Source organism: Nostoc sp., from assembly GCF_036918015.1.
Lineage (GTDB): Bacteria > Cyanobacteriota > Cyanobacteriia > Cyanobacteriales > Nostocaceae > Nostoc.
Map to the genome: position 1 here is coordinate 73278 of NZ_JBALEO010000060.1, position 12660 is coordinate 85937.

12 protein-coding genes are annotated in these 12660 nt (G+C 40.2%); 6 read left to right on the forward strand and 6 right to left on the reverse strand.

The window, feature by feature from the left end; genetic code table 11:
- Nucleotides 1-365 precede the first annotated feature (365 nt).
- Entirely contained in the window at nt 366-2447 is a 2082-nt protein-coding gene (locus tag V7K61_RS14075; RefSeq protein WP_335053880.1) for a cation:proton antiporter domain-containing protein, read from the forward strand.
- Between the two features lie 100 nt (nt 2448-2547).
- On the opposite strand, the gene V7K61_RS14080 is transcribed toward V7K61_RS14075, so the two are convergent.
- The 6 genes from V7K61_RS14080 to nagA form a co-directional block, all read right to left on the reverse strand.
- Nucleotides 2548-2916 (reverse strand): DUF4288 domain-containing protein, encoded by a 369-nt coding sequence (locus tag V7K61_RS14080; RefSeq protein WP_335053881.1) that lies wholly within the window; start codon nt 2914-2916, stop codon nt 2548-2550.
- A 19-nt stretch (nt 2917-2935) separates the two neighbouring features.
- Nucleotides 2936-3283: a DUF5615 family PIN-like protein gene (locus V7K61_RS14085; protein WP_335053882.1), complete on the reverse strand. Its 348-nt coding sequence runs from the start codon at nt 3281-3283 to the stop codon at nt 2936-2938.
- Nucleotides 3280-3600: a DUF433 domain-containing protein gene (locus tag V7K61_RS14090; protein WP_335053883.1), complete on the reverse strand. Its 321-nt coding sequence runs from the start codon at nt 3598-3600 to the stop codon at nt 3280-3282. Before V7K61_RS14090 ends, V7K61_RS14085 begins: the two co-directional genes overlap by 4 nt.
- 100 nt (nt 3601-3700) lie before the next feature.
- Nucleotides 3701-5881 (reverse strand): tetratricopeptide repeat protein, encoded by a 2181-nt coding sequence (locus V7K61_RS14095; RefSeq protein ID WP_335053884.1) that lies wholly within the window; start codon nt 5879-5881, stop codon nt 3701-3703.
- A gap of 306 nt (nt 5882-6187) precedes the next feature.
- Entirely contained in the window at nt 6188-6595 is a 408-nt protein-coding gene (locus V7K61_RS14100; protein ID WP_335053885.1) for a hypothetical protein, read from the reverse strand.
- Between the two features lie 95 nt (nt 6596-6690).
- Nucleotides 6691-7866: an N-acetylglucosamine-6-phosphate deacetylase gene (gene nagA / locus V7K61_RS14105; protein WP_335054110.1), complete on the reverse strand. Its 1176-nt coding sequence runs from the start codon at nt 7864-7866 to the stop codon at nt 6691-6693.
- A gap of 159 nt (nt 7867-8025) precedes the next feature.
- Between nagA and purE the strand changes: the two genes are divergently transcribed.
- The 5 genes from purE to V7K61_RS14130 all read left to right on the forward strand — a co-directional run bounded on the left by purE (nt 8026) and on the right by V7K61_RS14130 (nt 12556).
- On the forward strand, nt 8026-8544 hold the full coding sequence (gene purE / locus V7K61_RS14110) for a 5-(carboxyamino)imidazole ribonucleotide mutase (protein ID WP_104905015.1): 519 nt from the start codon (nt 8026-8028) through the stop codon (nt 8542-8544).
- Between the two features lie 131 nt (nt 8545-8675).
- The gene (locus V7K61_RS14115; protein WP_335053887.1) at nt 8676-8975 is read left to right on the forward strand and encodes a putative quinol monooxygenase; all 300 of its coding nucleotides are present in this window, start codon (nt 8676-8678) and stop codon (nt 8973-8975) included.
- Between the two features lie 153 nt (nt 8976-9128).
- On the forward strand, nt 9129-9908 hold the full coding sequence (locus tag V7K61_RS14120; protein ID WP_335053889.1) for a class II glutamine amidotransferase: 780 nt from the start codon (nt 9129-9131) through the stop codon (nt 9906-9908).
- A 436-nt stretch (nt 9909-10344) separates the two neighbouring features.
- Nucleotides 10345-11109: a sulfite exporter TauE/SafE family protein gene (locus V7K61_RS14125; RefSeq protein WP_335053891.1), complete on the forward strand. Its 765-nt coding sequence runs from the start codon at nt 10345-10347 to the stop codon at nt 11107-11109.
- Nucleotides 11110-11407: 298 nt separating this feature from the next.
- Nucleotides 11408-12556: a sulfate ABC transporter substrate-binding protein gene (locus tag V7K61_RS14130; RefSeq protein WP_335053893.1), complete on the forward strand. Its 1149-nt coding sequence runs from the start codon at nt 11408-11410 to the stop codon at nt 12554-12556.
- Nucleotides 12557-12660: the final 104 nt, after the last annotated feature.

A 12660-nucleotide genomic window follows, 5' to 3' on the forward strand; every position in this document is an offset into this window, starting at 1 on the left:
ATTATCAAATTTGATGTTGTCATTGCACCAGCTGTCGGCCTTATTTTTCCGTTTAAATCATTGTTTAGTTAATATTTTATTATTTAAATTAAAACTGCTATTTTTCTATGATTTCACAATTTATAATTGCTAAATACTATTTATAGCTATTTAAATACCCATGATTTTTGCAACATCAAATCTCATCGAAATTTATATCTATGGATATAAAAAATACTTCCTTAAGATAGAATTGAATTGCGATCGCAACAATTATGCTGTTAAAGATTTAATTATATGTAACCAATAAAACGGAACTATACAAAAAAATAAGTAAAATTTCGTATGCCTTTTGTACATCTACTATCTAGGCTGATTTATTATACATGACACTGAACTCTCTCACAGACAGTCCTATTGTTGCATTTACAATTCTTCTAACAGTAATCTTTACTGTCCCTCCGATATTTGAGCGACTGCGACTACCTGGATTAGTGGGATTGTTGGTTGCAGGCGTAGTCTTGGGGCAAAATGGACTGAAGTTGTTGAATTCTGAGTCTGAAACAATCAATCTGCTCTCGGATATTGGCAAGATTTATTTGATGTTCGTAGCAGGTTTAGAAATTGACTTAGAGCAGTTCCGTAAAACTAAAAACCGCTCAATTGGGTTTGGCATCTTAACATTTTTAGTACCATTAATTGCTGGCATTGCTGTTGGACGTTTATTCAATTTTAGCTGGAATACCTCTGTCTTAATTGGTTCTCTACTAGCATCTCATACACTCTTAGCGTATCCAATTGTGAGTCGTTTAGGAGTAGTAACAAATGAAGCTGTAACCGTCACCATTGGGGCAACAATTTTTACTGACACAGGTGCTTTGTTAGTGTTAGCAATTTGTGTGGGAATTCATGGAGGGCAATTCTCTGCCTTAAGTTTAGCTACTTTATTAGGAGGATTAGCAATTTACTCTGTTGTTGTTCTGTTTGGGTTTGACTGGGCAGGAAAAGAGTTTTTTCGCCGATCTGGAGATGAACAAAGTAACCAGTTTTTGTTTATATTGCTAGCATTATTTTTGGCATCTGTCGGAGCGCAGGTAATTGGAATTGAAAAAATTGTTGGTGCTTTTTTAGCAGGTTTAGCAGTCAATGACGTTCTAGGACGTAGCCCAGTCAAAGAAAAGATTGAGTTTATTGGCAGTGTTTTATTTATTCCTTGTTTCTTTGTGGACATGGGATTATTGATTGATATTCCTGCATTTATAAGAACTCTCAGTTCAGTTTGGTTGACTGTGGTAATTGTAGTAGCTTTGATTGGCAGCAAATTTATTGCGGCATTCTTAGCCAAACTTTTATACCGCTATAATACGGCGGAATTGCTAACAATGTGGTCGTTGTCACTACCACAGGTAGCAGCCACACTAGCAGCAGCCTTAGTTGCATATCAAACTAAAAACCCTGCCGGTGAGCGCTTAATCAATGAAGGTGTTTTAAACAGTGTGATTGTTCTCATGCTGGTAACTGCAATTTTGGGGCCGATAATAACAGCACGATTTGCTTCTTCGTTACAGCTCTCTCAAGCAGATTTTGAAACAGATAGTTTAACAACTTGGTGGGAAAGTAATGAAGCTCAACTAGTAGAGCAAAAACAAGATCCATTTACTGTAGTAGTACCAATATACAACCCTCAAACGCAGCGTTATCTAATAGAAATGGCAGCACTGCTGGCTAGTCATGAATCTGGAAAAATTGTGCCATTAGCTATTACTAAAGCGCATATTCATATGGACGATCCACAATTAGTAACAGCACTCGACCAGAGCCAGCAAAGATTAAGTTTAGCTAGAGAAATCAGTCAAGAATTTGATGTAGAAGTTTCACCTGCAAATCGGATTGATGATGATATAGCTTTGGCAATTAGCCGCACCAGTCGAGAACAAAATGCTAGTTTAATAGTGATGGGTTGGTCGCGGACAACAGGTTTACGCGCCCGCTTATTTGGTAATGTTATTGATAGCGTCTTCTGGTCTTCTCACTGTCCGGTTGCAGTTACACGCCTCTTGAGCAGTCCCAAGACAATCCAAAGAATTCTTGTACCAGTTGGAGACTTAACGCGCCAAACCATTGGTGCTTTAAGGTTTGCTCAGATTTTAGCTGATGTCAATCAGGCGGAAGTTGTGCTGTTACACGTATGCGATCGCAAATCACCCCCAAATCGGGTAGAAAAATTTGTATCTCAATTGTCTGACATCGCTTCTAAAAGCCAGTTACAGGTAAATACGAATATTCAAACAATCAGGGGTGATGATGTCGCTAGAGTCGTCATTCGGGAAGCTCAGGCATTTGATTTAGCAGTATTACGTTCCGTTCGTTATCGCACAGCCGGGGGATTAGCAGTCAGCGAAGTGACAACGCAGATGATTCAAGAATTGAAATGCTCAATTGTGTTATTGGGAGAGCCGAATTCGTGATGTGCGAGTCAAAGCCAGTAAAAAGGGAAAAGTAAAAATACTTGCGATCGCTTTTGTCTCAGTGATGGGAATCGACAAGAGCGATCGCGTGGTTTGATAACTATTCTCCAAATTCCTCTTGAGATAATAACGGCTCAAATGAGTGGTAAGCCTGATAGTTCCGAAAATGTCGAGCATATAAATCAACAATATCCTCAGATGAATCAAAGTCATCATACAAAACTGAATTCACGTCTACTACTTGCTTCAAAGACCAAGTAATAGTTTCTCCATTTTCATTTGTATAGCTGACACTTTCATTTTTACCATGATTCAAAGCTTTTGCTTTTGCTTCTTCTAAAGAAGCGGCTTTAATCAAAACAAAGCTTTCTTGGTACAAAGGTTGATAATCAGGTTTATCTGAAGATGATTTGTAGAGAATTATAGCAATATAGAAGAATTCTGCTTTATTTGCACTTTTAGTTTCCATCTCATGTTCTCCACGAGTCTTACAAAGGTAAGTATTGAACACGATTACTTAATTCTTCAAGATAGGCTGTTTTAGCAATAATTTCTAGATCGCGAACACAATCGCCAACAGTAACTCTGAGTTTATGAGCATAAATAACGCCAGCAAAATTTATTTGTTTGTCTTGACGATGGTTGGCTTCAGCTAGAAAATCGTCATCTTGGGAAAACAAAACACGCTCAAGTTCTGTCGCACGGTCAAGTATAAGAGGATCGGGAAAGCTAGTCCGCCCATCTTCTTGTACTGTTAATACATCTACACCCAGAATCCGTAATCCATCTGTAATTCCTCGATGGACATTTTCATCAATATAAAGAGCAACGCTCATTTAATTAATCCTTCTGCACGGAGTCTTTTTGCTAATGGAGATTCTCCTGTTTCTAAACGTAATCTTTCCGCATACTCAAAACGTTGCTGCATATCAGCATCAATTTCTTCTTTATGTTCCCAATAATAAGCTAAAGCCGAATAAATCTGGCTCATGCTTAAATGTGGATATTGAAAATGTAATTCTTCTGGACTCCAACCATAAGCATGAATGGAAGTAATTAATTCCACAAGTTTCATAGATGTTCCTTTAATGAAAGGAACATTTCTTTCATCAACTAGAATATGTTTGTATTCAGTAGTTGTTGCTTGAGTCATAATTTATACGTTAAAGGTTTTGGAGTTGTTTTAATTGCTTACCAATCAGAAAGCTAATCCAAACTTAAATTTATGTTCATCACTATTCCTACACCTTATTTTAACGCCGAAACCAACTGCATACCCAACGCCACAACCGATGCAACCACACCCAAAACCCACGACGGGAGACTACAGGCGTTTTTGATTTAGAAAGACGCTCAATTGCATTGTTACAAAGTTTTACTTCTTTCTCCAGTTCCATAGCTTGATATAGTTCACGAGCATTACGATAAGCACCTAGCGCGTCTGATTCTCGATTAGCGCTCACTAATGCTCCACCTAAATTCAACCAGGCGTTAGCTTCCACTCTGCGCTCACCCATTTTACTCTCACCCAATTCACTTTGTATCTGCAAAGAACGCTGGAAATATTCAATCGCCTGCTGATACTGTTCAAGAATACGGTAAACAACACCCAAATTATTTAAACAATTGCTTTCTCCATTGCGATCGCCTAACTCCATTTTGATTAACAAAGATTGCTCGTAGTGGTCAATTCCATTTGAGTAATCTTCCAATGAAGTGTAAGTATTACCCAAGTTGTTTAAAGAATTGCTTTCTCCATTACGATCATTTATCTCTTTAGCTATCAACAAAGACTGCTCGTAGTAGTTAATTGCTCTTGGATACTCTGTCAATGAGTTATAACAATTCCCCAAATTGCCTAAAGAATCGACTTCACCATTGCGATCGCCTATCTTCTTTTTTATTTCCAAAGACTGCTGATGGTAGTTAATCGCCTGTTCATACTGTCCTAAGCATTGAGAAGCATTGCCCAATTCATTTAGAACAAATCCATATTTCCAAGTTTCTTTATCGCCAGTTTTTCTCCAGGCTTCTCTTAATTGAACGCAGAAATCAATAATAATAGTGTAATAGCCTTGGAATGTCAAAGAATTATAGCATTTGATGAAAATATCAAAAGCAGTATCATAATTTTCTAGTTGATACCAATGATAGAAAATTTCTAGATATTCCTTAATATCTTCTTTAGTTTGCCAAGGTGCTGGTTTAACATTCAAAAGATAGTAATTGATAGCTTGTTGATGCGCTTCTGTCTGATTACCAGCTTTATACCGCGCATATTCTAAAACAACAGGCTGAAACTCATACCGCCGCTTACCATTGAGTTTTTCTAACAACAAAGAACGCTTAACCAGATTCCTCAATTCTCCCTCAATCTCTGTTTCCGAACTTCCCGGCAACACTGCCACGGCTGCTGCACTCTCAACAGCACCACGATAAACACTGATATTGAGTAATAAAGCCTTTTGCAATTCACTCAAACGCTCAAAACTTGCATCCAACACCAACACCATCCCCACATTTTCCCGGCGATGCACACCTACCACTTGGGGATCTGTCAACAACTGCCGCAAATTCCCTAAGCCTAAATCTGCTAATCGTCTTAAATCCGGGTCTTGGGGGTATTCTTCTTTTAATAAATCTGCGACCAATTTCAACAGCAGGGGATGCCCATCTACCAATTCGACAAAATCCCCTAAATCTCCGCGAATGCCTAATGCAGTTAACAGTGCTACCCCTTCTGCCACTTCCAAACCTTTCAGAGGTAGCCACTCAAAGCCTCTTAATTCTGGTCTTTCCCTAGTGGTAATTATTACCTTACTATTACCGCCATATTCCACCCAAGCATTGAAAAAGTCGCCGTAGAATTGACTTCCCCACTGTCTATCTGGCTGTAATAAACTCTCCAGGTTGTCAATGATAAGTAAAAATTGCCCAGATTGCAGACACTTAACTAGGGCTTGCATTAACTGAGTTTCTTGTTCTGGAACCGAAAAGCCAAATTCACTGAGGACTTGGCGGGCTAAATCGCTAAAACCTGCGCCATAACTAACATCAGCCCAAAATCTCTTAGGGAAACCCTCAATTTCGTCATAAATTTTAGCTGCTAGCATCGATTTACCTGTGCCACCGATGCCTTCTATGCCAATTAGGAAGGTATTTTTATCAGTTAACCATTGCTGTATTTGGGCGATTTCTGTTTTACGTCCCTGCCAATAAGCCAAACTTTTGTTAGGGTTGCCTGCTTTGAGAACCCCAGGCGATTCTGGTGGAGAGATTTGTTGTAATCGCTCTAATACTGGTTCTATTCGGTCAACAATAATCTTAACTTCTGCTGCATTTATCTGTCCTACTTGAGTTACCTTACTGTTACCGTAGGCAGTGAGATTCATTTCAATGTTGTTCGAGTTACTGGGGCTAAGTTCCTCTGCCATTGCTTACATTAAGTAAAAATTTTGCTTGATATTGTGGCTGTGAACTCGGCCGTTCGTGTTCAGAACTCGGTTGTTCCTGTTTAGAACTAGACCGTTCCTGTTTAGAACTAGACCGTTCCTGTTTAGAACTAGACCGTTCCTGTTTAGAACTAGACCGTTCTTGTTCAGAACTCGACCGTTTCTGTTTAGAACTAGACCGTTCCTGTTTAGAACTCGACCGTTCCTGTTTAGAACTCGGACGTTCTTGTTCGGAACTCGAAACATCAAAATTTTTAGGGTGGGCAGTACTCTATCCACCCTATTTAATTAAAAACTTACTTGGTTTGCGTCAATCTTCCCAACTTGCTTCACCGTACTTTGGTCGTGAGCATTAGCGCTGACCTGAATATTGTCTCCTGGTTTGTCAGTCGATGCTTGCAAAATCTTAGCTATTTCCTCTGCAAGTCCTGTATCCGCTTCTAAAATCTTTTTGAGTTGCACTCGCAAACTTGCTTGTAAATCTTCATCTTCTGGCTTCTGCGCCACATCCGTTGCTGCTTCGTTCGCTGCTTCCTTAGCCTCTATTTTGGGATGTAACTTAGCCCAAATAGCTTTGGCTTTATTCCAAACATCCTCACCTACTTTCTGAGATGCCCCTTCTACGGCTTTATTACCCACATTCAACAAAAATGGCAGACAGGGAGCGAGAAATTTAACGAGTAGAGCTATATCCATTGGTTTACAATGTCTATTTCATAAATGTACATTTTTACTGAGTATATTAACGCTTCTTCCCCTGTCACCTTGATTCTTTTACCTTGACGCGAAATTTAGCCCAATAATCGCTGCCAAGTTAATTCTTTTGTCGCTTCATCCCAATGCCAGCGTAATAAATTAGCGGGTTGACTCTTGGCAATTCCAGGCAAACCAATTGCTTGTCTAGGTGCATCTGTAGCTAGCAAAATGGCAGTCTCTACGTCACAAATCCCCCACTTCACCAAATTCTGCACTCCCACTAATAAGGGTAAAGTCGTCCCCGATAAAGTGCCATCCGCCAGTCGTGCTGTACCGTTTTTAACTTCAATTTGCCGACTGTCCCAAGGATACACGCCATCGGGTAGCCCCAGAGGTGAAAGCGCATCACTCACAAGGAACAGCCCTTTCTCTTGATAGCTAGCGCGAAGTAATATTTGCAGCATCGTGGGCGAAACGTGTTCACCATCAGCAATAAAACCACACATCACATCAGGATGAGTAATTGCTGCGCCTAATAATCCTGGTTCGCGGTGATGTAGTGGTGGCATGGCATTGAAAGCATGAGTTACCATCGTTGCACCGAGTTCAAATGCAAGTTGCGCTTGGGCAGATGTTGCCTGAGAATGTCCTAAACTAACGGTAATTCCCAAAGAACGTAAATATGGAATTACTTCACCTGTGGGATCTAACTCCGGCGCTAAAGTGATGACTTTTACAATGTGAGCATAATCACCCAAAACTCGTTTTACCTCGTCAATTGTTAAGGGTAACAAGTACTCTGCCGGGTGTGCGCCGCGTTTTTGGTAATTCAAAAATGGCCCTTCTAAATGGACTCCGAGAATCTTGGCAGATGACCTCTCTCCTTTGACGGAGAGGGGAGTAAAATTAGCAAAGACTGCAAGCGATCGCTGAATCTTTTCTACTGAAGTTGTCACAAGTGTCGGTAAAAATCCATCTACCCCGACATCCCACAAAAATTTTGTTATTTTTTGAAGTACATGAGCATTTTCAGCCGCTAAATCAGGAAATGCCAATCCCAAAGCACCGTTAATTTGCAAATCAACGCCACCCAATGAAATCCAGTCGCCAGCTACATCGATTACGGATGCACATCTGTGCGTTCTTACTGTACCCATTGGCAAGATTTGTTCAATTATGCCCTCTTGATTAACCAAGAGCATCTGCAAATCTTTGTAACCAGGCACTCTAGCATTGATAATATCTACAAAATTTTGTGTTGCTTGGGTCATCACACTAACGAGAAGATAGCTAAATCTGATTTTAGATGCAACTAACATCAATGAATCAATTCAAACAACGCCAATAGATGAGATGATGATCCGCATCACGTAGCTTCCATAAGCTAGCTCAAATAATTTTGAATTTTGAATTTTGAATTTTGAATTATTATGACTCCCCTAGTTGGTATTATCATGGGCAGCGATTCCGATTTGCCCACTATGAAAGATGCGATCGCAGTTTGTGAAGAATTTGGCGTTGAGAGCGAAGTTGCGATCGTTTCAGCTCACCGTACCCCAGAACGCATGGTGCAATATGCTCAACTTGCACACCAACGCGGTATTAAGGTAATTATTGCTGGTGCCGGTGGTGCTGCCCATCTACCTGGAATGGTAGCGTCTTTAACTCCACTTCCGGTGATTGGTGTTCCTGTACCCACTCGTAACTTACAAGGTGTAGATTCTTTGTATTCTATTTTGCAGATGCCTGGGGGTATTCCCGTAGCAACAGTTGCGATCGGTAATGCCAAAAATGCCGGACTTTTAGCAGTACAAATCCTCGCAACTCATCAACCAGAATTGCTAGAAAAAGTGCAACAATATCGTCAAACCCTATGTGAATCAGTAATTGCAAAGCAAGCAAAACTAGAACAACTAGGCTATGAGCAATATTTACAGCAGATGTTTTAATAAGTTTTAACACCAGAGCAGCAGGGGAGCAGAGGGGCAGAGGCAGAGGGGCAGAGGAGCAGAGGAGCAGCGAAAGAATTCCTAACTCTTGACTTAATGACAAATGACAAATGACAAATGACAAATGACAAATGACAAACCAAACTATTCACATTGTTGCCCGTATTATTGCTTTGCCTAACAAAGTAGAAGAACTAAAAGCTGTACTGTTGGAACTCATTGAGCCAACCCGTCAGGAAACAGGTGCGATCAAGTATGAACTTTTGCAAAACCAATACGATCCAACAGATTTTACTTTTGTAGAAGAGTGGACTTCTAATGAAGCCCTGAATACTCATCTAGATTCGCCTCATTTCCAAGCGGCAGCAGCTAAACTCGAAGGTTTAGTGACTGCTGCACCAGATATTCGCCGCTACCATCTTTTGGCATAGTGCGATCTTGCTAACTAGAAGCAGACTCTTTATTTTTGGCGATAATTTGGAGTATCTTAGCTTTAAATTCTAAGATTGAAGCGATCGCTCCAGAATCAATGCAGCATTCTGAAGTATCTTGATCCTGAGACCTTAGTCAAAAATTGAGAGCTAATGTGCCAATTGCTCGGAATGAATTGCAATGTTCCAACGGATATTTGCTTTTCTTTTGAAGGGTTTTCTGCACGGGGAGGAAAAACGGATGACCATCGCGATGGTTGGGGCATTGCTTTCTTTGAAGGAAAGGGATGTCGAATGTTTTTAGATGCCCAACCTTCTGTTGCTTCTCCGGTAGCGGAGTTTGTACGGAGTTATCCGATCCACTCAACCCATGTCATAGCCCACATCCGCAAAGCTACTCAGGGTGAAATTGCCCTACACAACTGCCATCCTTTCCGCAGGGAATTGTGGGGTCAGTATTGGGTGTTTGCCCACAACGGTAATTTGCCAGATTTTGATCCAGAAAATTTGGGCTTTTATCAAGCCGTAGGTGATACCGATAGTGAAAAAGCATTCTGCATGATGCTAGAAACATTGCGATCGCGCTTTCCTGGGGGTAAGCCTGACATCAAGGAACTATACCCTGTGCTGCAAGAAATTACTGGTGCAATTGCAAAACTGGGTATATTTAATTACTTATTATCAGATGGAGAACACTTTTTTGCTTATTGCTCAACTAAACTCAGCTACATTGTTCGCCAAGCGCCCTTTGCCGCTGCCCATTTAATTGACCAAGACATGACTGTAGATTTTCGGGAAGTGACTACTGAACGCGATCGCGTCGCTGTCATTGCTACCACACCCCTCACTGACAATGAAGTTTGGACACAAATTCAACCGGGAGAATTACTAGTTTTTCAGGACGGGTTGCCCCTGAAATATGCATTCAGTTAATAATAAGTAGTTGTTCAATTTTGCCCATTTAGATTATTTCTAGATGGGTTTTATTTTTCACGGTATTCATATTAAATAATTTTTAGCTATTTCCAGATAAATAGACTCGCTCTAGCAATCCTATTTAATTTACTTTTTACGGAGAGGCTCAGATCCCCGACTTCTTGAAGAAGTCGGGGATCTTTTTGTTGCAGATGTACGTTACTTTTGTAACTTACCAATTTATATAATTTTTGCCCAACTTAGTTGTTATAAGCTTATATAAAATACCGATTTTATTGGTATAAAACTTATGTCTTTACACTGAAATATATCTATATTAATATAGTCAATAAAATGCTGTAACTCATGTTAAGCAAGAGTTACAGATATTTCTGTTTACTGCAAACATCATTGTAGAAAATGTATTGCTAACAACATAAAATAAAACTCTCTGATGAATACTATCCAATTGCTCCTACTCATTGCAATTTTCTTTCTCACAAGTGTCATAAGTGTCATTACAGGAAGCACCTCTTTAATTACCGTCCCTGTCATGTTGCAATTGAGTATTGAACCCCGTATTGCTCTTGCCACTAATATGTTGGCATTAACTTTTATGAGTGTTGGTGGCACATTGCCTTTTATTGGTAAAAAAGCAATTGACCGCAGTCGCTTGCCAATAATGATTTTATTAACACTTTTAGGCTCAATTATTGGTGCATTACTTGTTTTAGTTGTACCTGCAAAATCGATGCCTCTAATTATCTCGATTTTGATGATTGTAGTTACCGTCTTTTCAATCACTAATCGGAATGCTGGAATCGTTTCAAGAATAGGGAAACCATCACCAGTAGCAGAAATTGGTGGATATATGGCAACTTTTGTGCTTGGTGTTTATGGTGGTTTCTTTAGTGGAGGCTATGTCACTATGCTCACAGCAGCTTATGTCAGTCTATTTCGGATGACATTTGTGCAGGCGATCGCAAACACAAAGTTTATCAATATTTTTTCTTCGCTGATTGCCACCATTATTTTCTTTACACAGGGAATAGTTGATTACCAACTAGGTATTATTCTGAGTATTACTATGTTTATTGGTGGAGTTGTCGGATCGCGGGTTGCTCTGAAACTTAGTAATATCTGGTTGCGCCGTATATTTCTCACTACAGTAATTGCTCTTGCACTTAAGACATTACTTGATTTTGTTGTACTGCATTGAGCGAAGCCGATATCTACGACGGGCTACGCCTACGCTAAATTAGCTATTCCCTAGCAAGTTGCTTGATACACCAGTATAGTTGATTGCGATGCTTAGGTTGGGCTGCGCCTACGCAATTTGATAGTTAAAAGTAAAAGCATTTTTAATTTTTCACAGAACTGGTAAAATCACCATGTTCTTGATAAAGAATGTGAGGTTTTTTGGTGTTTGCAACTAGATACATGGAATCATCCAGTATTATAAACATTATATAACTGTATTCCCATCAGTTATCTGTAGATTTAGTGGAGGAAATAGAATGAGTTTGTGGCAACGCCCACTGAAAAGATTACAAGCGATAGCTGAACATACAACCTATCGGTTCAGACTAAATTCGCTCAAAGGCTTTATATCACTCTTTTTGGTAGGGACTGTATTGAGTGTAGCCCTTGCCGCCTGCTCTGGTGGTGGAACTGGGAGTAATTCTGCCTCTGAAACCCCTAGTACTAGTGCTACTCCTGTGGCTGCAAGCAAAGATAATGTTGAATTAACTCTGGTTTCCTTTGCAGTTACTAAAGCAGCTCATGAAGCCATTATTCCTAAGTTTGTAGAACAGTGGAAGAAAGATCATAATCAAACTGTCGTCTTCAAGCAAAGCTATGGCGGTTCTGGTTCCCAAACACGCGCCGTCATCGATGGTTTGGAAGCAGATGTTGTCCACTTAGCCCTAGCTGGAGACACTTCAAAGATTGAGAAAGCTGGATTGATTCAGCCAGGATGGGAAAAAGAAGTTCCCAACAATGGTATTGTCTCCAAATCAGTTGCAGCATTAGTCACTCGTTCCGGCAATCCTAAAGGCATCAAGAACTGGGCAGATTTAGCCAAAGACGGTGTGAAATTGATTACTGCTAACCCCAAAACTTCCGGTGGTGCTAAGTGGAATTTCTTAGCACTATGGGATTCTGTAATTAAAACAGGTGGCGATGAGGCTAAAGCTACTGAATTTGTGACTAAAGTTTACAAAAATGTGCCAATCTTGCCTAAAGATGCGCGGGAAGCTACTGATACATTCGCCAAGCAAGGACAGGGTGATGTCTTAATCAACTACGAAAACGAAGTTATTTTGGCACAGCAAAAGGGCGAAAAGGTTGAGTATGTCGTTCCCGATGTGAATATATCTATTGACAATCCGATCGCTGTGGTAGATAAAAACGTCGATAAGCATGGAACCCGCGAAGTTGCTGAAGGTTTTGTGAAATACCTCTATAGCCCAGAAGCACAGCAAGAGTTTGTCAAATTGGGATTCCGTCCTGTGGATGAGACTTTAGCTCAAACTAAGGAAGTCACAGACAAATTTCCCAAGCTGAAAACTTTAGGTACAGTTGCAGACTTAGGCGGTTGGGAAGCAATTGATAAGAAGTTCTTCGCAGATGGGGGCGTGTTTGACAAGATTCAAGCCAAAAAATAATTCGTAATGACGCTCCTGCGGACGATCGAGTACTCGCTACCGCTTCGCTAACGCTAATGCTGCGCTAACGTAATTCGTAATTCGTAATTATGACCCCACAACTT

Bases quoted from the DNA above. Each gene is read 5' to 3' on its own strand.
- nagA (WP_335054110.1), bottom strand. From the start codon at position 7,866: ATGACCCAAGCAACACAAAATTTTGTAGATATTATCAATGCTAGAGTG.
- V7K61_RS14125 (WP_335053891.1), top strand. From the start codon at position 10,345: ATGAATACTATCCAATTGCTCCTACTCATTGCAATTTTCTTTCTCACA.
- V7K61_RS14080 (WP_335053881.1), bottom strand. From the start codon at position 2,916: ATGGAAACTAAAAGTGCAAATAAAGCAGAATTCTTCTATATTGCTATA.
- V7K61_RS14085 (WP_335053882.1), bottom strand. From the start codon at position 3,283: ATGAGCGTTGCTCTTTATATTGATGAAAATGTCCATCGAGGAATTACA.
- V7K61_RS14090 (WP_335053883.1), bottom strand. From the start codon at position 3,600: ATGACTCAAGCAACAACTACTGAATACAAACATATTCTAGTTGATGAA.
- purE (WP_104905015.1), top strand. From the start codon at position 8,026: ATGACTCCCCTAGTTGGTATTATCATGGGCAGCGATTCCGATTTGCCC.
- V7K61_RS14120 (WP_335053889.1), top strand. From the start codon at position 9,129: ATGTGCCAATTGCTCGGAATGAATTGCAATGTTCCAACGGATATTTGC.
- V7K61_RS14130 (WP_335053893.1), top strand. From the start codon at position 11,408: ATGAGTTTGTGGCAACGCCCACTGAAAAGATTACAAGCGATAGCTGAA.
- V7K61_RS14115 (WP_335053887.1), top strand. From the start codon at position 8,676: ATGACAAACCAAACTATTCACATTGTTGCCCGTATTATTGCTTTGCCT.
- V7K61_RS14100 (WP_335053885.1), bottom strand. From the start codon at position 6,595: ATGGATATAGCTCTACTCGTTAAATTTCTCGCTCCCTGTCTGCCATTT.
- V7K61_RS14095 (WP_335053884.1), bottom strand. From the start codon at position 5,881: ATGGCAGAGGAACTTAGCCCCAGTAACTCGAACAACATTGAAATGAAT.
- V7K61_RS14075 (WP_335053880.1), top strand. From the start codon at position 366: ATGACACTGAACTCTCTCACAGACAGTCCTATTGTTGCATTTACAATT.